The sequence below is a fragment of the Microbispora sp. ATCC PTA-5024 genome (genome assembly GCF_000511135.2).
Lineage (GTDB): Bacteria > Actinomycetota > Actinomycetes > Streptosporangiales > Streptosporangiaceae > Microbispora > Microbispora corallina.
Window position 1 is genome coordinate 1712979 of sequence record NZ_KI866523.1, and the last position, 23437, is coordinate 1736415.

21 protein-coding genes are annotated in these 23437 nt (G+C 72.7%); 18 read left to right on the top strand and 3 right to left on the bottom strand.

The features are described from left to right. Position 1: 1 nt before the first annotated feature. The gene (locus tag MPTA5024_RS20565) at positions 2-1309 is read right to left on the bottom strand and encodes an extracellular solute-binding protein (protein WP_051458391.1); all 1308 of its coding nucleotides are present in this window, start codon (positions 1307-1309) and stop codon (positions 2-4) included. Between the two features lie 402 nt (positions 1310-1711). On the opposite strand from MPTA5024_RS20565, the gene MPTA5024_RS20570 reads away from it, so the two are divergent. The 10 genes from MPTA5024_RS20570 to MPTA5024_RS20615 all read left to right on the top strand — a co-directional run bounded on the left by MPTA5024_RS20570 (position 1712) and on the right by MPTA5024_RS20615 (position 12505). Next, positions 1712-4111 carry a glycoside hydrolase family 3 N-terminal domain-containing protein gene (locus MPTA5024_RS20570; RefSeq protein WP_036325851.1) on the top strand — a complete coding sequence of 800 codons (2400 nt, stop codon included), beginning with the start codon at positions 1712-1714 and terminating at the stop codon, positions 4109-4111. 71 nt (positions 4112-4182) lie between these two features. Next, entirely contained in the window at positions 4183-5217 is a 1035-nt protein-coding gene (locus MPTA5024_RS20575; protein WP_036325853.1) for a LacI family DNA-binding transcriptional regulator, read from the top strand. Positions 5218-5555: 338 nt separating this feature from the next. Further along, the gene (locus MPTA5024_RS20580) at positions 5556-6152 is read left to right on the top strand and encodes a dihydrofolate reductase family protein (protein ID WP_036325855.1); all 597 of its coding nucleotides are present in this window, start codon (positions 5556-5558) and stop codon (positions 6150-6152) included. Positions 6153-6332: 180 nt separating this feature from the next. Continuing rightward, the gene (locus MPTA5024_RS20585) at positions 6333-7223 is read left to right on the top strand and encodes a helix-turn-helix transcriptional regulator (RefSeq protein ID WP_063794717.1); all 891 of its coding nucleotides are present in this window, start codon (positions 6333-6335) and stop codon (positions 7221-7223) included. A gap of 217 nt (positions 7224-7440) precedes the next feature. Next, positions 7441-8079 carry a hypothetical protein gene (locus tag MPTA5024_RS20590; protein ID WP_198167249.1) on the top strand — a complete coding sequence of 213 codons (639 nt, stop codon included), beginning with the start codon at positions 7441-7443 and terminating at the stop codon, positions 8077-8079. Beyond that, positions 8076-8852, top strand: a complete 777-nt coding sequence (locus tag MPTA5024_RS20595; RefSeq protein WP_051458392.1) for a hypothetical protein — start codon at positions 8076-8078, stop codon at positions 8850-8852. The genes MPTA5024_RS20590 and MPTA5024_RS20595 overlap by 4 nt, the downstream gene beginning before the upstream one ends. After that, a complete protein-coding gene (locus MPTA5024_RS20600) occupies positions 8849-9751 on the top strand; it encodes an ATP-binding cassette domain-containing protein (protein WP_036325860.1) in 903 nt (300 codons plus the stop codon). Before MPTA5024_RS20595 ends, MPTA5024_RS20600 begins: the two co-directional genes overlap by 4 nt. Then, positions 9748-10992: a cytochrome P450 gene (locus MPTA5024_RS20605; protein WP_036325861.1), complete on the top strand. Its 1245-nt coding sequence runs from the start codon at positions 9748-9750 to the stop codon at positions 10990-10992. The genes MPTA5024_RS20600 and MPTA5024_RS20605 overlap by 4 nt, the downstream gene beginning before the upstream one ends. Before the next feature lie 32 nt (positions 10993-11024). After that, positions 11025-11414 carry a DUF2511 domain-containing protein gene (locus tag MPTA5024_RS20610; RefSeq protein ID WP_036326982.1) on the top strand — a complete coding sequence of 130 codons (390 nt, stop codon included), beginning with the start codon at positions 11025-11027 and terminating at the stop codon, positions 11412-11414. Positions 11415-11830: 416 nt separating this feature from the next. Then, a complete protein-coding gene (locus tag MPTA5024_RS20615) occupies positions 11831-12505 on the top strand; it encodes a response regulator transcription factor (RefSeq protein ID WP_198167250.1) in 675 nt (224 codons plus the stop codon). Positions 12506-12643: 138 nt separating this feature from the next. On the opposite strand, the gene MPTA5024_RS20620 is transcribed toward MPTA5024_RS20615, so the two are convergent. Together MPTA5024_RS20620 and MPTA5024_RS20625 are read right to left on the bottom strand one after the other, a co-directional pair. Next, positions 12644-13411 (bottom strand): hypothetical protein, encoded by a 768-nt coding sequence (locus tag MPTA5024_RS20620; RefSeq protein ID WP_051458393.1) that lies wholly within the window; start codon positions 13409-13411, stop codon positions 12644-12646. Continuing rightward, the gene (locus MPTA5024_RS20625; protein WP_036326988.1) at positions 13401-13946 is read right to left on the bottom strand and encodes an RNA polymerase sigma factor; all 546 of its coding nucleotides are present in this window, start codon (positions 13944-13946) and stop codon (positions 13401-13403) included. The genes MPTA5024_RS20620 and MPTA5024_RS20625 overlap by 11 nt, the downstream gene beginning before the upstream one ends. Positions 13947-14193: 247 nt before the next feature. On the opposite strand from MPTA5024_RS20625, the gene MPTA5024_RS39835 reads away from it, so the two are divergent. The 8 genes from MPTA5024_RS39835 to MPTA5024_RS20660 all read left to right on the top strand — a co-directional run bounded on the left by MPTA5024_RS39835 (position 14194) and on the right by MPTA5024_RS20660 (position 23434). Then, on the top strand, positions 14194-14367 hold the full coding sequence (locus MPTA5024_RS39835; RefSeq protein WP_084369829.1) for a gallidermin/nisin family lantibiotic: 174 nt from the start codon (positions 14194-14196) through the stop codon (positions 14365-14367). Between the two features lie 391 nt (positions 14368-14758). After that, positions 14759-17833 carry a lantibiotic dehydratase gene (locus MPTA5024_RS20630; RefSeq protein WP_051458394.1) on the top strand — a complete coding sequence of 1025 codons (3075 nt, stop codon included), beginning with the start codon at positions 14759-14761 and terminating at the stop codon, positions 17831-17833. Beyond that, positions 17830-19287, top strand: coding sequence for a lanthionine synthetase C family protein (locus MPTA5024_RS20635; protein WP_084369831.1), 1458 nt, complete (start codon positions 17830-17832; stop codon positions 19285-19287). Before MPTA5024_RS20630 ends, MPTA5024_RS20635 begins: the two co-directional genes overlap by 4 nt. A gap of 29 nt (positions 19288-19316) precedes the next feature. Beyond that, a complete protein-coding gene (locus MPTA5024_RS20640; protein WP_055725779.1) occupies positions 19317-19964 on the top strand; it encodes a flavoprotein in 648 nt (215 codons plus the stop codon). Then, on the top strand, positions 19961-20911 hold the full coding sequence (locus MPTA5024_RS20645; RefSeq protein WP_036325865.1) for an ABC transporter ATP-binding protein: 951 nt from the start codon (positions 19961-19963) through the stop codon (positions 20909-20911). The genes MPTA5024_RS20640 and MPTA5024_RS20645 overlap by 4 nt, the downstream gene beginning before the upstream one ends. Beyond that, positions 20889-21761 (top strand): ABC transporter permease, encoded by an 873-nt coding sequence (locus MPTA5024_RS20650; RefSeq protein ID WP_084369832.1) that lies wholly within the window; start codon positions 20889-20891, stop codon positions 21759-21761. Before MPTA5024_RS20645 ends, MPTA5024_RS20650 begins: the two co-directional genes overlap by 23 nt. 7 nt (positions 21762-21768) lie before the next feature. Continuing rightward, positions 21769-22773, top strand: coding sequence for a DUF6895 family protein (locus MPTA5024_RS20655; protein ID WP_051458396.1), 1005 nt, complete (start codon positions 21769-21771; stop codon positions 22771-22773). Continuing rightward, positions 22766-23434, top strand: coding sequence for a hypothetical protein (locus tag MPTA5024_RS20660; protein ID WP_036325867.1), 669 nt, complete (start codon positions 22766-22768; stop codon positions 23432-23434). The genes MPTA5024_RS20655 and MPTA5024_RS20660 overlap by 8 nt, the downstream gene beginning before the upstream one ends. Positions 23435-23437 lie beyond the last annotated feature (3 nt).

The window sequence follows — 23437 nt, forward strand, 5'->3', positions numbered from 1 at the left end:
CTCACTTGCCGATGACCGCGTTCATGTTGGTGGCGAACTGCTGCGGGCTGATCGACAGCTGGAACAGCTTGGCGATGTTGTCGAGCAGCACCTCGGCGGCGGTCGGGCTGAGCGCCTGGTCCCAGGACTGGGCGAACACCTTGGCGTTGCTGGCGACGCCGTAGATGAAGTTCAGGAACTCGGCGTCCTTGGAGCCGGTGAACAGCTTGTCGGAGCCCTTGACGATCGGCACGCCGCCGGTCCCGACCCAGTCCTTCTGCTCCTGGTCGTCGAGCAGGCCGTTGGCGAAGAACTTCTTTGCGATCTCCTTCTGCTCCGGGGACGCCTTGGAGGAGATCGACAGGTACTGGCCGGGGTTGCCGACGGTGTCGCTCGGGTCGCCCTTGCCGCCGTCGACCGGCGGGAAGTTCATCCAGCCGAGGCCGCCGCTGGGGACGAAGTCGCCGCCCTGCGCCTGCTGGATGCCGTACGACCAGCTGCCGTGCAGCATCATCGCGGCCTTGCCGGTGTACAGCAGCGCCTGGTCGGCGTTGGAGTCGGCGGTGATGGAGGAGAAGCCCTTGACGAAGGCGTTGGCCTTGATGAGCTCCTGCATCTTGGTGAGGCCCTCGATGGACGCCGGGTTGTTCCAGGCGTCCTTCTCACCGTCGAAGACGGCCTGGAACACCTCGGAGCCGCCGATGCGGTCGAAGAGGAACTCCAGCCACATCATGTTCGTCCACCGGGACTGGCCGCCGAGGGAGAACGGCGCGATGCCCTGGGCGTTGAACTTCTTCACCAGGTCCAGGATGTCGCCGTACGACTGCGGCGGCTGCACCCCGACCTTCTCGAAGACCTTCTTGTTGTAGAACAGGATGATCGGCTGCACGGTCTCGCAGGGCATCGCGTAGATCTTGCCGTCGATCGTCGCGGCGCCGAACGAGGAGGGGAACAGCCGGTCCTTCACCGCGGCGTTCTGGTCGAACCACGAGGTCAGGTCCTCGACCTGACCGGCCTGCACGTAGCTGCGCAGACCGCCGCCGCCCCAGCCCCAGATGATGGTGGGCGCCTGGCCCGCCCCGATCGCCGTCTTGATCTTCGTCTTGTAGGCGTCGTTCTGGATCGTGGTGATCGCTATCTGGCCGTTCGGGTTGGCCTGGTTGAACCGCTTGACGGCGGCGGTGCGGGGCGCCTCACCGGGCGGACCCTGGAGGAACCAGTAGGTGGCCTTGGTCCCGCTGCCGCTGGCGCCGGCACCGGCGCCCCCGCCGCTCGGGGCCGGGCCGGAGGTGCCGCAGGCCGCCAACGCGGCACCCAGGGGGAGGCCCATGGAGAGAGAAAGAAAAGTACGGCGGGATGTTGTCCTGGACTCCACGCTGATCTCCGTACGTCGATGCCGAGGCTGACCGCGGCTCAAAGTGAACCATCAAAGTGCGGGTGGCCGGCGGTCGGCGATCGACGCCTCCGATGCCACGCGCCCGCTCCTCCTTGAACTCGCCGTGTCGAAACATTTTCGAAACAGGCCGCGTGGCACGTCAATTTAGATATCCACTTCGGCACTGTCAAGGGTGATCCCGCACCCTCGCCAAATTGGGATGAAGCGTGTGTAAGGTACTCTCGCACGGGCGTTCACCTGGTGATCTCGCACGGACCAGGATGTCGGGCGGAGCCGCTCCGACGCCTCGAAAAGTTTCGGACGGTTGCGGGAACACTTTCAACCTGGGGAGAGCAGATGACGGCGCTAGACGGCACTTCCGCGGACCAGATCCTCCGGCCGTGGCAGGACCCGGCGCTTCCGGTGGCGGATCGCGTTGAGGCCCTCCTCGGGGAGATGACGCTGGAGGAGAAGATCGGCCAGCTCGGCAGCCGGTGGATCGGCAACGACATGCAGTTCGAGCAGGAAAATGAGTCCGACGAGGACAGCCCGGGCCCGATGAACGTGGCCCCCATGCAGGACGTCTTCAGGGCTTCCGGGACGGTGCCGTTCGAGGAGGCGATCCGCCACGGGCTGGGCCATTTGACGAGAGTGTTCGGCAGCGCCCCGGTGACCCCGGCCGAGGGCGCGGCCGAGGTGGTGCGGTTGCAGCGCGAGGTGGTGAAGCAGTCACGGCTCGGCATCCCCGCGCTGGTGCATGAGGAGTGCCTGACCGGTTTCACCACGTACGGCGCGACCGTCTACCCGTCGGCCATCGCGTGGGGCGCGACGTTCGACCCCGGCCTGGTGGAGCGGATGGCCGCCGCCATCGGGCGCGACATGCGCGCCGTGGGCGTCCACCAGGGCCTGTCGCCGGTGCTGGACGTGGTGCGCGACTACCGGTGGGGCCGGGTCGAGGAGACCCTGGGCGAGGACCCGTACCTCGTCGCGATGCTCGGCGCGGCCTACGTCCGCGGCCTGGAGAGCGCCGGGGTCATCGCCACGCTCAAGCACTTCGCCGGATATTCCGCCTCCCGCGGGGCCCGCAACCACGGGCCGGTGCCGATGGGCCGGCGCGAGCTGATGGACATGATCCTCCCGACGTTCGAGACCGCCGTCATCGAGGGCGGCGCGAGGTCGGTCATGAACTCCTACTCCGACGTGGACGGCGTGCCCGCCGGGGCCGACTCGTGGCTGCTGACCGACCTGCTGCGCGGCGAGTGGGGGTTCACCGGGACCGTGGTGTCGGACTACTGGGCGGTCCCGTTCCTCGCGACGACCCACCAGGTCGCCGCGGACTACGACGAGGCGGGCGTCCAGGCGCTCACCGCGGGCATCGACGTCGAGCTGCCCGACACGCTCGGCTTCGGCCAGAACCTGGCCGAGCGGGTACGGCGGGGTGAGCTGCCGGAGTCCCTGATCGACCGCGCGGCCCGCCGCCTGCTCACGCAGAAGGTCGAGCTCGGACTGCTCGACCCCGGATGGACGCCGGAGAAGTCGGTCGCCGGGGCGGAGGCCCTCGACCTGGACTCGCCGGCCAACCGGGAGCTGGCCAGGGAGCTGGCCGAGCGGTCGATCGTGCTGCTCGACGCGGGCACCGCCCTGCCGCTGCGCGGAGAGGGGCGCACGGAGCCGCGCCGGGTGGCCGTGGTCGGGCCGTGCGCCGACGACCCCCGGACGTTCATGGGCTGCTACGCCTTCCCCAACCACGTGCTGCCGCGCTACCCCGGGCTCGGGCTCGGCGTCGACGCGCCCAGCCTGCTCGACGCGCTGCGGGCCGAGCTGCCGGACGCCGAGCTGGTGCACGAGCGCGGCTGCGACGTGCGCGGCGACGACACGGCCGGGTTCGCCGCCGCCGTCGAGGCGGCCCGGGACTCCGACCTCTGCGTGGCCGTCGTCGGCGACCTGGCCGGGCTGTTCGGGCAGGGCACGTCGGGCGAGGGCTGCGACGCCGAGGACCTGCGGCTGCCCGGGGTGCAGGAGGACCTGCTGCTCGAACTGGCCGCCACCGGCACGCCGGTCGTGGTGGTCGTGGTCTCCGGCCGCCCGTACGCGCTGGGCGAGGTGGCCGGAGGGGCGGCGGCGCTGGTCCAGGCCTTCATGCCGGGGGAGGAGGGCGGCGCGGCCATCGCGGGCGTCCTGTCCGGCCGCGTGCAGCCCGGCGGGAAGCTGCCGGTGCAGATCCCGCGCGTCCCCGGCGGCCAGCCGGGCACCTACCTGCAGCCGCCGCTCGGCTCCAACAGCCACGGCATCAGCAACCTCGACCCGACCCCGCTGTTCCCGTTCGGATACGGCGCCTCGTACACCACGTTCGAGGTCGACGACCTGCGGATCAGCGACGACGAGGTGCCCACGGACGGCGAGTTCACCGTGTCGGTGCGCGTGCGCAACACCGGCGAGCGGGCGGGCGACGAGGTCGTCCAGCTCTACCTGCACGACGTGCTCGCGCAGGTCACCCGGCCGGTGCTGCAGCTCGCCGGGTTCGCCCGGGTCCGGCTGGAGCCCGGCGCGAGCGCGCGCGCGACGTTCACCGTCCACGCCGACCGCACCGCCTTCACCGGACGGGACCTGCGGCGCATCGTGGAGCCCGGGGACGTCGAGGTGTTCGTGGGCACGTCGGCCACCGACCTGCCGTGCCGGGGCCGCGTGCGGCTGACCGGCTCGGTGCGTCACGTCGGCCGGGGCCGGCGGCTGGTCACGCCCGTGGACGTGGACTGACGGCGGACCCCCGCCGAGCGGCGGGGGCGGCCTGACACCGGACCCTCGCGCCACACAGCAGGGAGGAACAGATGCCGGCCAGTCGTAGACGGGCCACGCTGGCCACGGTCGCGGCCTCGGCGGGTGTGTCGGTCGCGACCGTCTCGAAGGTCCTCAACGGCCGCAGCGACGTCGCCCCGGCGACCCGCTCCCTGGTGCTGTCCCTGCTCGAGCAGCACGAGTACGTCGCCCCGCCCCAGCGCCGGGGCGAGGCGGCCGTGCTCGACACGATCGAGGTGGAGTTCGACACCGATCTCAACGCGTACTCCACCGAGATCGTGCAGGGCGCGGTGGAGGCCGGGACCGAGCTCGACGTCGCGGTCGTCGTGAGCATCCGGACGAGCGCCGACCGGGTGGGGGCGTGGGCGCGGGGCCTGGTCGCGGCGGGACGGCGGGCGCTGATCGCGGTGACCAGCGAGCTGACCGCGGGCCAGCTCGCCGCCCTGTCCCGCGCGCAGCTGCCGCTGGTGGTGATCGACCCGCTGAACCTGCCGCAGACCCCGGTCACGAGCGTCGGGTCGACGAACTTCGCCGGTGGCCTGGCCGCCACGCAGCACCTGCTCTCGCTCGGTCACCGGCGCATCGCCTACCTCGGCGGCCTGGCCACCGCCGGCTGCAACCAGGCCCGGCTGCACGGCTACCGGGCCGCCATGGAGTCCGTCGGCGCCGCCGTCCCGCCCTGCTACGTCCGGTCGGGGCACTTCCACTACCAGGACGGGGTGGCCGGCGGCGCGGCCCTGTTCGACCTGCCGGAGACGCCGACCGCTATCTTCGCGGGCTGCGACGAGATCGCGCTGGGCGTCCTGGAGGCCGCCAGGGCGCGGGGGCTGCGGGTGCCGGAGGACCTCAGCATCGTGGGGTTCGACGACACCCAGATCGCCCCGATGGCCTCGCCGCCCCTGACCACCGTCCGGCAGCCGCTGCGCGAGATGGGCGCGGTCGCGGTGCGCACGGCGCTGCGCCTGGCGGCCGGGGAGAAGGTGGACTCCCACCGCGTCGAGCTCGCCACCGAACTCGTGGTGCGCGCCTCGACCACGCCCGTCTCTGCCGCCGAGCCCCGCGGCTGAGGGACGACCGGGTTCAGAGGCCGCCCCGCCTGTGAGGGACGGCCGGGTTCAGAGCCCGGCCCGCCTCCTCCCACAGCGCCGCTGCCGTTCCAGCGACCCCACCAGGGTGTCGGCCTCGTCGCCTTTGCGACCGGCGGCTCCACCAGTAGGGGCCCGTCGTTCTCACTCATGCGGAGCAGGTCATGGCTGTGCCCTCTCCCGCGTCATCGGGCCCTGGCGCGCCGCCCACGCCGTTCGGGGACGCGAGCGCACGCTGACAAGAAGAAGCTCCTTGACAACTTTATTTGTCGGCAATAGTTTGGGATCACTGAGAACGACCCCCAAGAGGAGTGAGTCGGATGCGGATCGTGGTCATCGAGTTCATCAGCCTGGACGGTGTCGTGCAGGCGCCGGGCGGTCCCGAGGAGGACACCGACGGCGGCTTCGCCCACGGCGGCTGGGCGGGCCCGTTCTTCGACCCGGAGACGGTGGGCGGCGCGTTCAGCGCCACGCTGACCGGGGCCGACGCGCTCCTGTACGGGCGCCGCACGTGGCAGGGGATGGCCGCGGCGTGGCCCGAGCGGGCCGGCGACCCGTTCGCCGACCGGATGAACGAGATCCCGAAGTACGTCGTGTCGGAGACGCTGGGCGACGACGAGCTGACCTGGAACAACACCACCCGTATCCCCGGCGGGGAGGCTGTCGCCCACCTCCGGAAGCTGCGCGACGGCGACGGCGGCGACCTGGTGGTCATGGGGAGCCCGACGCTCGTGCGCACGCTCCTTCACGAGGAACTGGTCGACGAGCTCCGGCTCGTGGTCATGCCGGTGATCCTCGGCGGTGGCAAGACGATCTTCCCGGGCGACGGCGTGATGCGCGCGTACGAGCTGGCCGGCACGTCGGCGGGCGACACCGGCGTGCAGGTGTGCACGTACCGTCGGGCCCGCGAGGAGTAGTCCGGCCGGGCGCCCTCGTGAGCCCGGGGGCGACGGCCTCGGCGGAGAACGGCCGCGTGCGGGTGCGGCGGCCGCGTTCTCTGACGTGCGTCGCAGGAGCGGTGCACCCCGGACGAGGGTGGGCGTGGGTAGGAGGAATACTGCCACCCATGCCCGGAGAATCCGACTTACAGTCTGAAAATGGACAGCGACAAGCTCCTCGGAGAGTTCCTCCACGCACGTCGAATGGCGACCTCTCCGCGGCAGGCGGGGCTTGCCCACTCCGGGCCGCGTCGCACACCCGGTCTGCGCCGCGAGGAGGTGGCGGTCCTGGCGGGCGTGAGCCTGGACTACTACGCCCGGCTGGAGCAGGGACGCGAACGCCGCCCCTCGGACCAGGTCCTGAACGCCCTGGCCCGGGTCTTCCAGATGGACGGCGACACCACCGACTACCTGTACAGGCTCGCCTACCCGGGCCTGCGGTCGCCGGCCCCCGTCGACGTGCCCGAGCGGGTCAGCCCGACGTTGTACGGGATACTCGCGGGCTGGAACGACGTCCCCGCGTTCGTCCTCGGCCGCCGGCTGGACGTCCTGGCCTCCAATCCGATGGCGGACGCCCTCTACGGCGGGCTGACCCACCGGGACAACTGCCTGCGCATGATCTTCCTCAGTCCCGGGGCCGAGGACTTCTACGCCGACTGGGAGCGGGCGGCCTTCATCAAGACGGCTCAGCTGCGCCGCGCGACGGCGACGGACCCCGACGACCCCGCGCTGGCCCGGCTCGTGGCGGAGCTCCGCGCGCACAGCGAGGTGTTCCGCACGATGTGGGAGCGGCACGACGTGGGGACCCGGATGGCCGAGGACAAGTCCTTCCGCCACCCCAAGGTGGGCGAGATCAGCCTCGCCCTGCATCGGCTCACCGTCACCAGTGGGTCGGGCCAGCAGTTGTGCATCATGGCGGCGCCGCCCGGGAGTCTGTCCGAACAGGCGCTGGCCCGGCTGGCCGCCACCCTCCCCGACGGCGGTTCCGGCGCCTCAGGCTCCCGGTGGAACGTGCCCGGCCAGGCGCGGGCCGCCGAACCGGGATTCTGACCCCGGGCGTACGCGAACGTCCTCGCGCGGTGCGTCCGGGCTCTCCGTGCCGCCGGCCGGGGCCGGTCCGCGCGGTCGCGGTCCCGCTGTCGACGGTGACGGCCTGGCGGAGGTGGTCGCGCAGGGCGTCCCGGTCGAGGGCGCCGGGCGTCACGCCGGCGGCCAGGCGATCGGGGACGCACTGAACCGATCCGGCGTCTTCTGCTACAGCCCTGGTGTGGAGATGGTCTCTGTCGAGTTGTGGCGGCACGAAGTGCGCAGGTGTGGTCTGGTCGCGCTCGTGACGCCCCTGGCCGTCGTGGCGTCCACGACACTGTTGTCCGCCCTGGCCGGGGGTGGCATGCACGACTTCCTGGCGGTCTGGCTACCGGCCGCGTTGCTGCCCCTGGTGGCGGGCGTCTGCGCCGTGGGGGTCGTGTCCCGGGAGGTGATGCCGGAGTTGCAGGCCACCTTCCCGACTCCGTACCCGGTGACGGTGCGCCGCCGGCTGCGGTTGCTCATCCTCGCCGTAGGGGCGGGCGTGGTGGTCCTGGCCGTGTCGGCCGCGACGGGTGCCGGGCACGACCCGGTCACGGGACAGGGCGCTTCCGGACCGGTTCTGTCGTCCCTCTTCTCCGCGGCGTCGTCCGCGGCCTTCTCGCTGCTGCTCATCGGCGTGGGGGCGTACGCGGCGGCGGGGCGGACCCGGAACCGCGGCGGACCGGCCTCGGCCCTGGTGATGACAGCCTGGTTGGCGAAACTGCTCGTGCTGGACAGGATTCCGCTGCCGCCGGCGGCGGTGGCCGTCGCGTTCGCGGCGGCGGGACTGTGGTCGATGGTCCGCGGATCGACGAGGGCAGGGGGAGAGGCGGTATGACAGGCAGGTGGCTGGTCCCGCTCACGGCGTCGGCACGGTCGGAGATCACGATGATCCTTCGGTCCCGGATGCTGTGGATGGCGGTGGCGCCGCTCGCCGCGCTGAGCCTGCTGCTCGCGTTCACGTCCGCGCACGGCGCGGACGTGGGACCCGGCGGCAGGGTGGCGGGCACGGCGGTGATGGTGAACCTGCTCGCCGGCTTCGGGCTGGCGATGGCGATGGCCGACAGGTTCCGCTGGCACCGCCGCACCGGACTGGCGGACCTGCTCGCGGCGACGCCGGGCAGCGCGTCGGCGCGCATGGCGGGCACGCTCACGGGCTCCGTGGCGGTGGCGCTCGCTCCGCCGGCGGCCGCCCTGCTCGTGTACGCCGTCGTCACCGCGGTACGCGAGGGCTCGCTCAGCCCGGTCGGCGCGTCCCTGGCCTCCGTCGTCGTGATCCTCCTTCCCGGCGGACTGCTGATCGCCGCGTTCAGCGCGCTGGCCGGACTCGTCCTGCCGGTGACGGTCGCCCGGATCGGGGCGGCAGGGGTGTGGGGGTGGGCCACCGTGCTCAACTCACGGGTGCTGCCGATACCCACGGTGTCCTACACGATGTTCTCTCCGGCCGGCGGCTACCCCGCAGTGGCCTGGCTGGGGGCGCCGCGCAGCAACGCCGTCCTGAACGGCCGGGAGGTCGCCGCGAGCGCGGCGGCGGTGAACATACTCGTCGTGCTGGCGTGCACGCTGGTGCTGCTGGCCGTGGCTCGGATCTGGACGGAGCGTTACCGGTGAACACCAGCATCAGCATCACCGACCTGACGAAGCGTTACCGGCGCGGCGGCGAGAGGCCGGCCCTGAACGGGGTGAGCCTGACCGTGGACGGCGGGATGACCGCGCTGCTCGGGGCCAACGGCGCCGGCAAGACGACCCTCATGCGCATCTGCGTGGGCGTCCTGCGGCCGGACGGAGGCCGCGTGGTGGTGGGCGGCCACGACCTCGGTACGGCGGCCGGCCGGAGGGCGGTCAAGCGCGTCCTGGGCTACCTGCCGCAGGAGCTGTCCATGTACGACGACCTGACCGGGCGGGAGTTCCTCGACTACATCGCCCTGCTGAAGGGCGTCGACGACAAGCGTGTCCGCCGCGACCAGATCGAGCAGATGCTCGAGCTGACCGGCCTGTCCGAGCATGCGGGCCGGAGACTGGGCGGTTACTCCGGCGGGATGAAGCGGCGGCTGGGAATCGCCCAGGCGCTACTCGCCGAGCCGGAGCTGATCGTCGTGGACGAGCCCACGGCCGGGCTGGACCCCTCCGAACGGATGCGGTTCCGCTCCTTGCTGGCCGGCCTCGGCGGGGCGCGGCGTACCGTGGTGCTGTCCACCCACATCCTCGACGACGCCGCGCAGACCTGCCCCAACACCATCGTGCTGCACCAGGGGCGGGTCGCCTACCAGGGCAGCACCGCCGGGCTCGCCGCGGTCGCCGAGGGCCGCACCTACCTGCTGCCGCCCGGAGCGCAGGCGCCGCCCGAGGCCGTGGTCGTGAACGCGGCGGCGGAGGTGGAGGGGACGCGCTATCGCGTGATCAGCGCGCGACCGCCGATCGGCGGCACCCTCATGACGCCGACGCTCGAAGACGGATACGCGGCACTGTTACAGCTCGGCGAACCCTCCCCCACGGGTCCGCGGCCATGATCTTCGGACCGGACTTCCACCGGGACCCCTATCCGGTCTACCGGCGGCTGAGGGACGAGGCGCCGTGCCACCACGAGCCGGCCCTCGGGCTCTACGCCCTGTCCAGGTACGAGGACGTGCTGGCCGCGCTCAGGCAGCCGGCGGTGTTCTCCTCGGCCGCCCGCGCTGTGGCGAGTTCGGCGGCGGGCGCGGGGCCGTACCGCGGAGCGGATACCGCGTCGCCGGAGCGGGAGACCGCCGCGGAGGGGCCGGCGCGGTCGCTGCTCTTCCTGGACCCGCCGGAGCACCAGGTGCTGCGGCAGGCGGTGTCGCGGGGGTTCACGCCCCAGGCGGTGCTACGGCTTGAGCCGGCCGTACGGGACATCGCCGCCGGGCTGGCCGACCGGATCGCCGACCGCGGCGGCGGCGAGTTCGTCACCGAGTTCGCCGCCCCGCTGGCGATCGCTGTGATCCTGCGCCTGCTCGGCGTCCCCGAAGCCGACCGGGCACGCGTGAGCGAGTTGCTGTCCGCCTCCGCCCCCTCCGGCGCCGAGGCCGAACTGCGCTCCTACTGGCTCGGCCTGAGCGCCCTGCTGCGTGGCCGCGAGGACGCGGGCAAGGGCGACGGCGAGGACCGGGGCGTGGTGGCGGAACTCGTCCGGCCCGATGCCGGCCTGAGGGACGCCGACGCGTCGGCGGGCCCGGCCTGCCGCGCACCCCTGACCGACGAGCAGGTCGCCGCCTTCTGCGCGCTCGTCGGCCAGGCCGGCACCGAGTCGGTGGCGATGGCGTTGTCGAACGCTCTGGTGCTGTTCGGCCGCCACCACGACCAGTGGCGCACGCTGTGCGCGAGGCCCGACGCGATCCCCGCCGCCTTCGAGGAGGTCCTGAGATATTGGGCGCCGACCCAGCACCAGGGCCGTACCCTCACCGCCGATGTGCGCCTGCACGGCCGGCTGCTCCCAGCCGGAGCACACGTGCTGCTGCTGACCGGATCGGCGGGCAGGGACGAGCGCGCCTACCCCGACCCGGACGTCTTCGACATCGGCAGGTTCCACCCCGACCGGCGACCGAGCACAGCGCTCGGGTTCGGTCTCGGCGCGCACTTCTGCCTGGGGGCGGCGCTCGCGCGGCTGCAGGCCAGGGTCGCCCTTCGAGAACTGACGCGTCGCTTCCCCCGTTACCGGACGGACGAGGAGCGGACCGTGCGATCGGAGGTCATGAACGGGTTCGGCCACAGCCGGGTCCCGTTCTCCATGTGAACCGGCGGGTGGCCGGACGCTACGTACAGGGCATGACGAACACGACCAGAGCCCGCCTGTCCGGCGCCGGTCTCCTCGCCGCGGCCCTGCTGCTGGCCGGTTGCACGGGCGGCGGCAGAGCCGATCCGGCGCACAGGTCCCCCGTGCCGTTGCCGAGTCCCACGAGCAACAAGCAGGACATCAGCGAGGCGAACCTCGCCTATCTGTGGCCGCTCACGGTCGACCACGGCACGATCGAGTGCCTGCCCTCCGACAACGCCGTCTTCGTGGCGCCCGACGGCACGACCTACGCTCTCAACGACCGCGCTGAGAAGGCGGGGCACCCCCCGATCACACCGATTCGCGCCAAGGGCAGCGGTGGCGGATACATCAGCCTCGGCGCCCTGCTCAGCACCACCCTCAATCTCTGCGGAAAGGGCTGAGACCAGATCCGGGACCACAGGAGACGGGCCGTCCGGTGAGGCGGCGGTCCGAAAACTTACCCGAGTGTGGGACGGAAAATCCGGCTCCTGCGTGAACCTTCGTGCGCCATCTCGCTACGTACACCTCCGAAAGATCGAAACTGCCGGAGGTAACAGGGACAGGTGCACGGGGGAGATACGCGATGCCGATGGTGCGCGAGTGCGGTGCGGCACAACCGGCCGGAACGGAGGCGATGTGCGCGGCACGGACAGGGCCTGTGACGGGGGGACGACCAGCGACACCGGGAGGGACATCGGGCACACCGGGGGTGCCCGACCGGCAAAGGACGAGGAGAGCGACCGAGGGGTCCGCCGACGCCCGGGGCCGCGGCGAGGTCGTCGTCGCATGCGCCAGCCTGCGCGACACGAACGCGCCGTTGGCGGAGTGGCTGGGAGACCTGGACGTCGGCTGCACGTTCTGCGGCGACGTCTATTCGGCCGCGGAGACGTATGACCCGCGGCTGGCCTTGCTGCCCGTCCTCACCGAGGCCCAGGCGCAGCGCCTGGGCAGGCTGATGGAGCGGTGCCCGGGCACGTCGGTGCTCGGCATCGTCATGGACGTGACCGGCCACCATACTCATCGGGCCATCCAGAACGGGGCGAGCTGGGTGCTCAACACGCTGCTCCCGGCCGCGTGCTGCCGCAACCTGCTGCGCATGGTCATTCAGGCGGTGGTGCTCGGGCCCACGGTCCCCGAGCCGCTGGTCGCCGAGCCGGCGGTTCCGGAGGGCGCGGAGCCGCCCACGCGGCCGGGCGACCCCCGTGCGGAACCGCCGGCGGAGGCGCGGAAGGTCGCCGACGCGCAGGAGGAGGAACTGCTCACGCTGCTGTGCGGGCCGGAGTCCATCGCCGAGATCGCCAGACGCTTCTACTGTTCCGAACGGTCGATGTACCGTCAGCTACGCGATCTGTACCGAAGTTACGGAGTCACCGGACGCCGGGAGCTCCGCCGGGAGATCGCTCTTCGGAGCGTCACGCGCCACCAGGAGACGCTGTCGGCCCACCTTCTCGCCCCGCCTCGGCCCGTCCGCCGGGGCGGTTTGTCGTGCTGAGGGCTGGCACACCGCCGGGCTGTGGCACACCACGACGCCGGGTTGCGGCTGGCAGCTTTGGCAGAGCCGGCAGCGCGCCCCGGACGCCGGGCGCGGCGTCCCGCGTAGCGGGCCCCCCGAACCCGCCCCCCGCTCCCGTCAGCCGTCCGACCCGGACAGCCGCGGCCGGCGGGCCAGCCAGACGGCCGCGGCCAGCAGTGCCAGAGCGCACGAGAGCATCCAGGGGTGCGTGCCGGACACCACGGCGTCGTCCGGTCCGCGTACCCATCCGAGCAGCCAGACCACGACTCCCGCCATCGTTCCGAAGGCGGGTGACCGCCAGATCGCGAAGACGGCGCCCGCGCCCGCCGCCAGGAGGGCGCGGCCGAGCCAGCCGGCGACGACGGCGAGCATCCCCGTAGTCGCACCGGCGGACACGAGGACGCCCGAGGCGACGACCGAGAGCGCGAGGTCGATTCCCAGGACGAGCGCGAGTCTGGTGGCGAACGCCGTGGCGGGAGAGACCGGCATCGCCGACAGCAGCTCCAGGCGTGGATCGGATCGGTGTGAGCACGCCGTGACCGAGCCGAGCAGCAGCACCACCGTCACCACCGAGCTGAACAACTGCACGACCGCTCCCGGGGTCGGCGCCGTGCGCGCGAGCAACACCGCCGCGACCAGGCCCAGAGCGGTCAGCGGGCCGAGCGACCGCGGTATCAGCCGTGCCTGCGCCCGCACGAGACCGGTGGTCAGCCGCCACGACGCGCGAAGCGTGGGGCCGGTCACGGGCGCCTTCCGGTGTCCGGCGATGTCCGGCAGGCGGCCGAGGAGCTCGTCGTACGCCGGGACCGTGAGCGGCCCGATCAGTTCCTCGTCGGCTTCGCGGACCGCGGCCGTCAGGGCGTCCTGATCCTCGTCATCTATCACCAGTCCGCCCCCCTTTCGGATTTGTCGTTTTTGTCAGTGCCTCCGTCAGCAACCGGCGGGCCATGTGCATCCGGCTCTTGACCGTGCCGGTTGGAATTCCAAGTATTACGGCCACCTGTGGATAGGGGAGATCCTCGGCGAGCACGAGCACGAGCACCTCGCGCAGGTGCTCGGGCAGCTCCGCCACCGCGGCCACCAGGTCCCGCCGCTCGGCGCGGGCGAGCACCTGCTCGTCGACCGCCGGCTCCAGATCGGGCACGTCCGCGGCCTTCTCCAGATCCACGAGGACCGGTTCGGCCCGCCGTAGCCGGTTGTGCGCCTGACGCCGTGCCACCCCCAGCAGCCAGGCTCGCACCGGCGCCTCGCCCCGGAAACTGCCGGCCGAGCGCCACACCGCCAGCCAGGACTCCTGAAGGATCTCCTCCGCCACCTCGCGCTGGGAGGTGAGCCGGCGGATGAGCCGCAGCATCCCGGCGGCGTGGCGTTCGTACAGCATACGGAGCGCCACCTCCTCGCCGTCGGCCACGCGTCTCATGAGGACGGCATCCTCGGACACCTCCGCGGAGAGCTCCGGTTCACGCAACTGCTGCACACGTTCGTATGTAGCGTCGGCTGCCGTACCGGTTCGGGGGGATCTGCGGCGTAGCGGCACGAGTGCGCTCCGTCCTCGTTTCTGTCATTCCTGCCATTCATTGAGCCGTTATTGACACTAGTAGTCCGAAATGTTCGACTCAATGCGATTCCGGAATCTTGTCCGAACGAACACCGGAAAGGAGCGAGCAATGCCCGCTGACATCCTGGAGACCCGGACTTCCGAGACCGAGGACCTGCTCGACCTCGACCTCTCGATCGGTGTCGAGGAGATCACCGCCGGGCCGGCGGTGACGAGCTGGTCGCTGTGCACCCCCGGGTGCACCAGCCCCGGCGGCGGCAGCAACTGCAGCTTCTGCTGCTGACATAACCGCAGACGACAGGGGCTGTAGCCAGCCCGGGCCGGAGCGCGTCCCGCCCCGGTCCGGGCCACCGGCCGGAACACGAGCCGGCGCGGGCAGGGCAGAAAGGACCAGGTGGAAAATGACAGATTCGCCATTTCGTGCGTGGGATGTCTTTATGGTCCGGGCACCGGTTGGTTATGCATATCCTACTCCACTGCCGAACTCCGAATTCGATTCTCCGGCATCCTCACCTGGCCTTGACGAAGCGGAGTTCCCGCCTGACGCGCCCGTTCTGTCCGATGTCTCCGGACACAGAGCCGGCTCGTCCGAGGCGTCCGCACGCACGTCCGGGCCGCCGCCGGCCGACGATCATCTCTCGCTGCTGCGGGCGGCGTGCGAAGACGGGCCGCTGATGGAGGCCGTGGAGCTGGCCTCACCCAGCCTGGCCGGTCTGCTCGCCAGGGTCGCGCGCGGCGACACGGGCGGGCTCAAGGACAAGCGGCTGCGCCGGGCCGCCCTCGCGCTCCTGCGCTACGACATCCGGATGCGAACCCGGCCGACTCCGTTCGGCCTGTTCGCCGGCGTCAGCGGCGGCCGGTTCGACACGTCCGCGAAGTGGCTGGCCGGGACGGGTCATCGCACCAGGACGCGCGCCGACATGGAGTGGCTGCTGTCGGCGGTGCACCGGCTCGAACGGGATCGTGTGCTGCTCGCCGGCGTCACGGTGCAGGCGCACCAGACCCTGACCGTGCGCGGCGACCGGATCGTCCTTGACTGTCCTTCCGCTCTCGGCAAACCCCTCAACGGATCCACCCGTTCGACCGTCTCCGCGCGGCGCTCGCCGGTGGTCGCCGAGATCCTTGGCGCCGCCCGGCGCCCCGTCCTCGCGGGAAGGCTCGCGCAGAGCGTGGCGCAGCGGTTCGAGCTGCCGGTCGACCGGGTGACGGGCCTCCTCGCGGACATGGCCGCCCAGGAACTGTTGATCACCGCGCTGCGGCCGCCCTTGGACGGGGGTGACCCGCTCCAGCACGTGCTCGACGTCGTGGCGACGGCGGAGGCGAGGGCGGGTTCGCCCGCCGAGGCGATGAGCTCCGATTCGGCCGCCCTGGTGGCGGCGCTGCGCGAGGTGGACGCGCGCTGCCACGCCTACGATCGGACCGCCGTCGGGCAGGGGCGCCGGGAGCTGGCCGAGCTGATCCAGGCCACGCGGCGGGTCCACCCGCACGACACTCCGCTGCACGTCGACCTTCGGATCGACCTGGAGGTGCGACTCCCCGAGATCGTGCGCACGGAGATCGAGCGGGCGGCCGAGGCGCTGTGGCGGTTGTCCCCGCCGCGGCGTGGCATGCGGGCCCTGCGCCGTTACCACGAGGCGTTCCTGGAGAGGTACGGCGCGGACCGTGCGGTGCCGCTGCTCGAACTCCTCGACGACACGCGCGGACTCGGCCCGCCCGCCGGCTACAAGTGGCCGCCGAGCGAGACACCGGCGGGCCCGCAAGAGGAGCCTCGCCGCAGTGCGGCGCTCGCCCGGCTGGTCGCCACGGCGGCCCGGCACGGGGAGCGTGAGATCGTCATCGACGAGGAGACGATCGCCGAACTCGTCTACGACGAGGCGGCTCCGGCCGATCTGCCGAACTCCTTGGAGCTGGGGGTGCACGTGGTGGCCCCGTCGCTGGACGAGCTGTCCGCCGGAACCTTCCGAGTCGTCCTGGCGCCCGGGCCGGGCTCGCACCACGCGGGCGCGACGCTCGGCAGGTTCACCGGTCTGCTGCCCGATGTGGACGCCGAGTCGGCGGCCAGGCAGGCCGGCCGGCCCCTGCACATCCAGGACGCGGTCGCCGCCGATGTCGCCTTCATTCCGCGGTCCGGCCGGGCGGCCAACCTCGCGCACACCCCCTCGTACTCCGGCCGGCGCATCAGCGTGGGGCTCCCGGACAGCGGACGCGCGCAGGAACTCCCCCTCGACGAGCTGGGGGTCGCGGCCAACCTGGAACGTCTCTGCCTCGTCCACCTGCCGACAGGCCGTGAGGTGGTCCCCGCACTGCCGAACATGGTCAGCGCCTTCGCGCAGGCCCCGAACCCCGCTCGCCTGTTGTTCGAGCTGGGCCTGGAGGGGCAGCGGCTCTGGGAACCGTGGGACTGGGGGGCGCTGAGCGAGATGCCATTCCTGCCTGGTGTGCGTTACGGCCGTACGCTTCTGGCCGCTCCGATCTGGCGGATGGATCAGCTCCGCGGGCCGGCCGCCGACTCCGGTCCGGCGGCGGACTGGGACGCGGCGCTCGACCGGTGGCGGGCGGAGTGGAACGTCCCCCGGCGGGTGCTCGCCGTCAGCATGGACCAGCGCCTGCTCCTCGACCTCGGCGACGCCTGGCACCGCGTACTGCTCCGCGACGAACTGCGCAGGACACCCGAGCTGATCGCGCAGCAGGTGGCCGGCGACGAGGAGGGCTGGCTGGACCGCGGTGACGGGGGCTTTCCCGGGCACCTCGCCGAGATCGTGGTTCCGCTGGAACGCCGTGACCGCCACGCCGCCCGGCCTCCGCACATCAGGGCCACCGTCGGCGGCCGCGAGCCGACCGGAGCGGGGGGACCGTGGCTCTACCTCAGGCTGCGGGTCCCGCGCCGGAACCAGGACGACTTCCTGCGCGACCAGGTGCCCGTCCTGGTACGGGCGGGGATCGGGCACGGCGCCGACCGCTGGTTCTTCATCCGCTACAGCGACACCGCCGGACAGCACCTGCGGGTCAGGTTCCGCGGCGAGCGGGAGAAACTGTGGGCCGGGCTGCTCCCCGAGATCGGCGCGCGGCTCGTCGAGTGGCAGCGGCAGGGGCTGCTGGCGGGCCACGAGCTCGGCCAGTACGACCCCGAGTACGAGCGATACGGCGGCGACGCGCTGGCCGAGTTCACCGAGGCCGCCTTCCAGCACGACAGCGCCGCGGCCATCTCGCTCCTGCGCCTCACCAGGCGCGCCGGGTTCCGCTACACGCTCGACGAGGTGACGGCGATCTCGGCCGCGGCGCTGGCGCACGCCTTCGGTCCTCCCGCCCCGGTCGTCGAGCCGGTGCCGCTGGTGGGCGGCCTCCAGTGGGCTCCGGATCTGTTCGACGGCGACCCGGCCGCCGCGTGGATGAGCACCACCGGAGCCCGCAGGGAACTACCGCCCGACTACCGGCGTGAGCCGGCCCGGTGGCAGAAGCTGATCGACCCCACCGGAGGCTGGCGGGTGCTGCGGGCGGATGAGGACGGCTGTCAGGTGCTGGCAGCCCTGGAATCCAGGGATGAGGCCGTCCGGCGGTTCGGGACTGCCTTCCGCGAGGCGTCCAGACCCACGGACTCCCCGTCGACGCAGCTCAGACTGGTCGGCAGCCTGCTTCACATGACCTGCAACCGGCTGATCGGCGGATCCGCGGAACGAGAGCGAAGCGTGCTCGGGCTCGCCCGGGGCGCCGTCCAGGACAACCTGAACCGCAGGAGGCACCGGGCATGACCACAGTCGGTCCGACATCGTGCGGGGTGACCCCTGACCGGCACCCGGCCCGGTTCCTGCGCGGCAGCGCGGCCCGCCGGGCCGCGCGCCTGGTGCGGCTGGTCGCCGAACGGCTCGCCGACCCGGACGAGGTCGCCGGGATCGCGGCCCGCCCCGGCAACTCCGTGCCGGCGAACGGGCTGTCGATGTGGAGCCCGGCCACGCTGTCGCACGGATTTCCGGGCATCGCGGTCTTCTACGCGGAGCTGGGGCGGGTCGACCCCGCCTGGTCGGCGTTGGCACATCGCCACCTCAGGGCGGGGGCCGCGGCTGTGGAGACGGCGCCTTCGGGCGGACTGTTCGCCGGTCCGGCCTCTCTCCTGGCCGCCGCGCAGAGCTGCGCAGGCCCGGCGGGGCACTACCGGGGCCTGCGACGCACGCTGACCGCATGGCTCGCCGCTGATCACGCCGGACGGCTCGCCGCCGCGCGTGACCGGCCCGGCCCCGGTGTCGCCTGGACCGACTACGACGTCGTTCACGGACTGTCCGGGTCCACCCGTCTGCTGCTGGACGCCGCGCGCGATCCCGACGACGAGACGGCGGCAAAGGCCTCCGGCGCGGTGACCGACACCCTGCGGCACCTGGTGCGGCTCACCGAGCCGATCACAGTGGACGGACACGAGGTTCCCGGCTGGTGGGTGCCGTCCCATCTGCAGCCGGTCGAACAGGACCGGCGCGACTACCCCCGGGGAGACCTGAACCTGGGATTGGCCCATGGAGCGGCGGGGCCGCTGTCGGTGCTGGCCACGGCCACCCTTCACGGGGTGGAGGTCCCGGGCCAGCGTGAGGCCGTCGCGCGGCTGGCCGAATGGCTGCTGGGCTGGACGATGACCGACGACACGGGCGCCTACTGGCCCTGCCGGGTCAGCTGGGACGAGCAGATCGCCGCCGTCCGCCCGGACACCTCCTTCACCCGTACGGCCTGGTGCTACGGGGCCCCCGGAGTCTGCGCGGCACTCCACCGGGCCGGACTGGCGCTCGGCGTGACGGAGTGGCGCGAAGTCGCGGTCACCGCGCTGCTGGACGGGCTGCGCCGCGACCGGTCCGCCTGGCGGGTGGACGGCTCGACCGTCTGTCACGGGTACGCGGGCCTGCTGCAGGTGCTGTCGCGGGTCGGCGCCGAGTCCGGCGACCCGCGGCTGCTGGACGGCTGCCTGGACGTCGCGCGCATGGTCCTCGGCGAGGCCGACGAATCGGCTCCGTTCGTCTTCCCCCATCTCGTCCCCGATTCGCCCGACGGGTGGCGCAACGCCACGGGATACCTGCCGCTGGACGGCGCCGGCTTGCTGGAAGGGGCGGCCGGAGTCGCCTGTGCGCTGCTCTCGGTCATCCCGCCGTCGTCGCTCGGTGGAACGGACCCGGCCCCGGAGCGTGCGGACCTCCCGCCCTGGGACAGGTGCCTGGCCCTGTGCTGACGCCCCCGACCCATCAGGAGAGCCAGACCATGACAGCGCACAGCGACGCGGGCGGCGTTCCGCGGCCCCCGGAGCGGCTGCTGCTCGGCGTGAGCGGCTCGGTCGCCGCGCTGAACCTGCCCGCCTACGTCTACGCGTTCCGGGCCGCGGGCGTCGCCCGGCTGGCCGTCGTCCTGACCCCGGCGGCCGAGGGTTTCCTGCCCGCGGGCGCGCTGCGCCCGATCGTCGACGCCGTCCACACGGAGCACGACCAGGGAAAGGGGCACGTGGCGCTGTCCCGATGGGCGCAGCACCTGCTCGTCCTGCCCGCGACGGCGAACCTGCTCGGTTGCGCGGCGTCGGGGCTGGCGCCGAACTTCCTGGCGACAGTGCTGCTGGCGGCCGACTGCCCGATCACGTTCGTGCCCGCGATGAACCCGGTGATGTGGCGCAAGCCCGCCGTACGGCGGAACGTCGCCACCCTCCGCGCGGACGGTCACCGTGTGGTGGACCCGCTGCCTGGCGCGGTGTACGAGGCGGCCTCGCGGTCGATCGTCGACGGACTGACCATGCCTCGGCCGGAGGCGCTGGTCCGGTTGCTGGGCGGCGGGGACGACGGCAGCCCGTCCGGTCAGGACGGTCCGGTCGGCAGGGCGGAGCACGCGGAGCACGCGGAGGCCGCGGAGGCCTTGGCATGACGGTCCCGGCGTTCGAGCTCAGCGACCTGACGGTCCGCTACGGCCCGGTCACGGCGGTCGACGGCGTCTCGGCCGGTTCGGCGCCCGGCCTCGTCACCGCCCTGCTCGGACCCAACGGTGCGGGCAAGTCCAGCCTGCTCCGGGTGCTGTCGACGGTCGCGCCGCCCTCATCGGGCACGGCGAGGGTGTTCGGCCACGACACGCGCGCGGAGCCGCTGGCCGCACGTAGGCGGATCGGGCTGGTCTTCCAGGAACGCGCGCTCGACACCGACCTGTCCGCGGAGCAGAACCTGCGCTTTCACGCGCGGCTGTTCGGGGTGGGGCGGGCCCGGGCCGCGGAGGACATCCTCGTGCTGCTGGAACGCTTCGGGCTGGCCGGCCGCGGCCGCGACCGGGTCGAGACCCTCTCCGGCGGGCTGGCCCGCCGGCTGGAGATCGCGCGGGCGCTGTTGCACCGGCCCGGCCTGCTGATCCTGGACGAGCCGACCAACGGCCTCGACCCGGAGGCGCGCCAGACCGTATGGGACGACCTCATCCGGCTGCGCTCCGAACTCGGCGTCACGGTGCTGTACTCCACGCACTACATGGACGAGGCCGAGCTGGCCGACCAGATCATCATCCTCAGCGAGGGCCGCGTCGCGGGGTTCGGCTCGCCCGGCCGGCTGAAGAGCGAGCTGCGATCGTCGCGCATCGTGCTCGTCACCCACGACGACGACACGGTGCTCGCCCGGCTCGCGGAGGCCGGCTTCGACGCTGTGATCGACTCGGACGGCGTCGCCGTGCGCTGCCGCGAACCGGAGAGCCGGATGGCGGAGGTCATACGGGCGGCGGGGCCGCTCGTCCGCGCGGCGTCCGTGCACCACCCCTCGATGAACGACGTGTTCCTGGCCCACACGGCCGCGAACCGCGACAGGGAGGCGGCCGATGGCACTGTCAGCTGTCCGTGACACCGGTGGCACGGCGGGGAGTACTCCCGGCGGCCCCGCCGGAGGCGGGTCGGCCGGCGCGGGCGAGGCGAGGAGGCTCGTCTCTGCGGCCCTGCGGTCCGGGGTCCGCGGAACGCTCGTCGTGGCGCACCGCGACGTGCTGCGGCAGGTGCGGCACCCGGGGGTCGTGGTCGCCCAGGCCGCGCAGATCGTCTTTTTCGTCCTCGTCTACGCCGTGGGCTTCCGGTCGATGATCGGATCCGTCGGCGGCGTGTCGTTCGGCGCCTACGTCTATCCGGGGATCATCGCCATCCAGGTCGTCATGCTGGGCGTCGGCACGGGCCTGACGTACGCGATGGACCGCGAGTTCGGCGTGCTGCGCGAGATGCAGGTCGCGCCCGTGCCACGCATGTGCCTGCCCCTCGGAAAGATCCTTGCGAGCTGCGTGCTGCTCACCGCGCAGGCCATGCTCATGCTCCTGCCCGCCCCGCTGCTCGGGCTGCCCCTGACGCCCGCGCGATACGCGGCGGGCGCCGCGGTCTACCTGGCCACGGCGGCGGCCTTCAGCTTGATCGGCCTGCTGCTCGCGGTGAGCGTCCGCCGGATCGAGACGCTGCAGGCGACCGTCCAGCTCGCGATGTACCCGCTGCTGTTCCTGTCGGGTTCGGTGTTCAAACCCGACGCCGTGCCCGGCTGGCTGGCGGCCCTCATGCGGCTCAACCCGATGACGTACGCGGTCGATCTGGCGCGGCACGTGCTGCTGCCGTCGGCCCCGGGCGTGTCGTACCTGCCCGTCTGGCGGGACCTCCTGGTGATCGCCGCGCTGGTGGCGGCCGCGTCGGCGGCGCTGCGGCTGCGGGTGGGGAGGTGACCGGCCGGTGACCACCGCGACGACGACAGGGCCGACCGGCCGCGAGACGCTGCTTGAAGGCGCGGTGTCCTGGCTCGCGGCACGACTGCGCTGGTTCGACCCCGAGCAGTGGGCGAGGCATCTGCAGCCGAGAGGCTTCGCGCCGAGCGCGCTGCTGGAACTCCTTATCATCTGCCGCAACCTGAACTCGGTCTACGGCCCTCCGCGCCCGCCGGACCCGGAGGACGGCTCCCGCGGGTCCGGCGTACGGGCGACGGGTGCGGCCGGCCCGGCCGTCGAACTGAGCGGGCGTGCGCTGGACCTGGCCGAGGAGGTCGTGGGACGGCCCGATTTCGGCGCGGCCCTCTACCGCGGCGACGCCGCCTTCCCCCACCACGTGTGGCTGGTCGCGCTTCTCGCGGAGGGCGGCCGGTCCGTCGAGCCGTGGCCTGCCGTCGCCCAGCGGATCATCGACGCGGGCTGCGCCGAGCCGATCCGGCCGGGACGGCCGACGGCGGCCCGGCTGGAGGCCCGCTACGTCTTCGACCTCGCCGGCCTCCGCCACGGGCTGCCCGCCATGGGCGAACTGGCCGGTCGTACGGCTCTGGGCCCCGGTGCGGACCCGCTGCACCTCACCGACGCGGACCTCTATGTGATCACGCACATGCTCTTCTACCTCACCGACTTCGGGCGGCGCCCGTTCTCCGCGGACGAGGCCGAAAGCCGGCGGGTCCGCGGGCTCGTCGAGGTGCTCCTCGGCCGCCAGCTCGCGGTCGGCGACCTCGATCTGGCGGCCGAGCTGCTCGCCTGCGCGGGCCTCACCGGCGCCGACGACCGGCTGTCCGGCTGCGCGTGGAACCGGTTGTCGGCCGCGCGCCGTCCGGACGGCTCGGTGCCCAGCCCGCTGTTCCGGCAAGCCGCGCTGGACCGGCTGAGCGGGGAGAAGGCCGAGGCGTACGCGTTCGGAACCTGCTACCACACCACCCTCGCCATGGTGCTCGCGGCGACGCTGACGGACGGCGCCGATGGCTGACCCGTTGCTGACCGGGGCCCTCGCACGCGTCGTGCCGGCGCTGGAGAAGCTGGACGGCGAGCGCGCCGCGGCGGTGCTCCTGCTGTGCCGGGCGGCTCTCGACGGCCCATCGCGGCCCAGGCCGGGCGGCCGCCGGCCTGAAGCGCCGCCGGTTCCCGATCGGTGGACCCGGCTTTCCGACCTGCTCCACGACGCTCCCGGAACCGCGCAGGGCCTCGCCGGGCAGATCGCCGAGACGACCGCTTTCGGGGCCGTCCGGCCCGCCGCCGCCGTCCGGGAGGTCTGGGAGCTCGCCGTGCCCGCGCTGCTGGCCGCCGCCGCGCGCAGGGCCGACCTGATGACCCTGGCTCCGCTCGTCCGGGCCGGCGTCTTCCTCCAGGCGGTCTCGTCCGCCGGCGACGTGCCCGAGCGGGACGACCGGCCCGCTCCTGCGGGCCTGACCACGCGCGCCGCGTGGCGCCTGGCGGCGTGGCAGCGTCCGGACGGCGGGTTCGGGGCGCCGGCCGCGACCGCCGACTGTGGCTGGGCGCTCGCGGAGGCCGCGGTTCCCGGGCTGACCGCCTCGCAGCGCGAGTTCGCCGTGCCCCTCCCGGACGGGAAGCCTCCGGCACGGCCGCGAACCGCCCACTCCCCACCCGCTACGTACGGCGGGAAGGAGTGATGC

Coding starts and splice junctions, on each gene's coding strand:
- MPTA5024_RS20640 (WP_055725779.1), top strand. CDS start 19,317: ATGACAGCGCACAGCGACGCGGGCGGCGTTCCGCGGCCCCCGGAGCGG.
- MPTA5024_RS20585 (WP_063794717.1), top strand. CDS start 6,333: ATGGACAGCGACAAGCTCCTCGGAGAGTTCCTCCACGCACGTCGAATG.
- MPTA5024_RS20565 (WP_051458391.1), bottom strand. CDS start 1,309: ATGGGCCTCCCCCTGGGTGCCGCGTTGGCGGCCTGCGGCACCTCCGGC.
- MPTA5024_RS20595 (WP_051458392.1), top strand. CDS start 8,076: ATGACAGGCAGGTGGCTGGTCCCGCTCACGGCGTCGGCACGGTCGGAG.
- MPTA5024_RS20630 (WP_051458394.1), top strand. CDS start 14,759: ATGGAGGCCGTGGAGCTGGCCTCACCCAGCCTGGCCGGTCTGCTCGCC.
- MPTA5024_RS20625 (WP_036326988.1), bottom strand. CDS start 13,946: ATGAGACGCGTGGCCGACGGCGAGGAGGTGGCGCTCCGTATGCTGTAC.
- MPTA5024_RS20580 (WP_036325855.1), top strand. CDS start 5,556: ATGCGGATCGTGGTCATCGAGTTCATCAGCCTGGACGGTGTCGTGCAG.
- MPTA5024_RS20660 (WP_036325867.1), top strand. CDS start 22,766: ATGGCTGACCCGTTGCTGACCGGGGCCCTCGCACGCGTCGTGCCGGCG.
- MPTA5024_RS20610 (WP_036326982.1), top strand. CDS start 11,025: ATGACGAACACGACCAGAGCCCGCCTGTCCGGCGCCGGTCTCCTCGCC.
- MPTA5024_RS20635 (WP_084369831.1), top strand. CDS start 17,830: ATGACCACAGTCGGTCCGACATCGTGCGGGGTGACCCCTGACCGGCAC.
- MPTA5024_RS20650 (WP_084369832.1), top strand. CDS start 20,889: ATGGCACTGTCAGCTGTCCGTGACACCGGTGGCACGGCGGGGAGTACT.
- MPTA5024_RS20575 (WP_036325853.1), top strand. CDS start 4,183: ATGCCGGCCAGTCGTAGACGGGCCACGCTGGCCACGGTCGCGGCCTCG.
- MPTA5024_RS20645 (WP_036325865.1), top strand. CDS start 19,961: ATGACGGTCCCGGCGTTCGAGCTCAGCGACCTGACGGTCCGCTACGGC.
- MPTA5024_RS20570 (WP_036325851.1), top strand. CDS start 1,712: ATGACGGCGCTAGACGGCACTTCCGCGGACCAGATCCTCCGGCCGTGG.
- MPTA5024_RS20605 (WP_036325861.1), top strand. CDS start 9,748: ATGATCTTCGGACCGGACTTCCACCGGGACCCCTATCCGGTCTACCGG.
- MPTA5024_RS39835 (WP_084369829.1), top strand. CDS start 14,194: ATGCCCGCTGACATCCTGGAGACCCGGACTTCCGAGACCGAGGACCTG.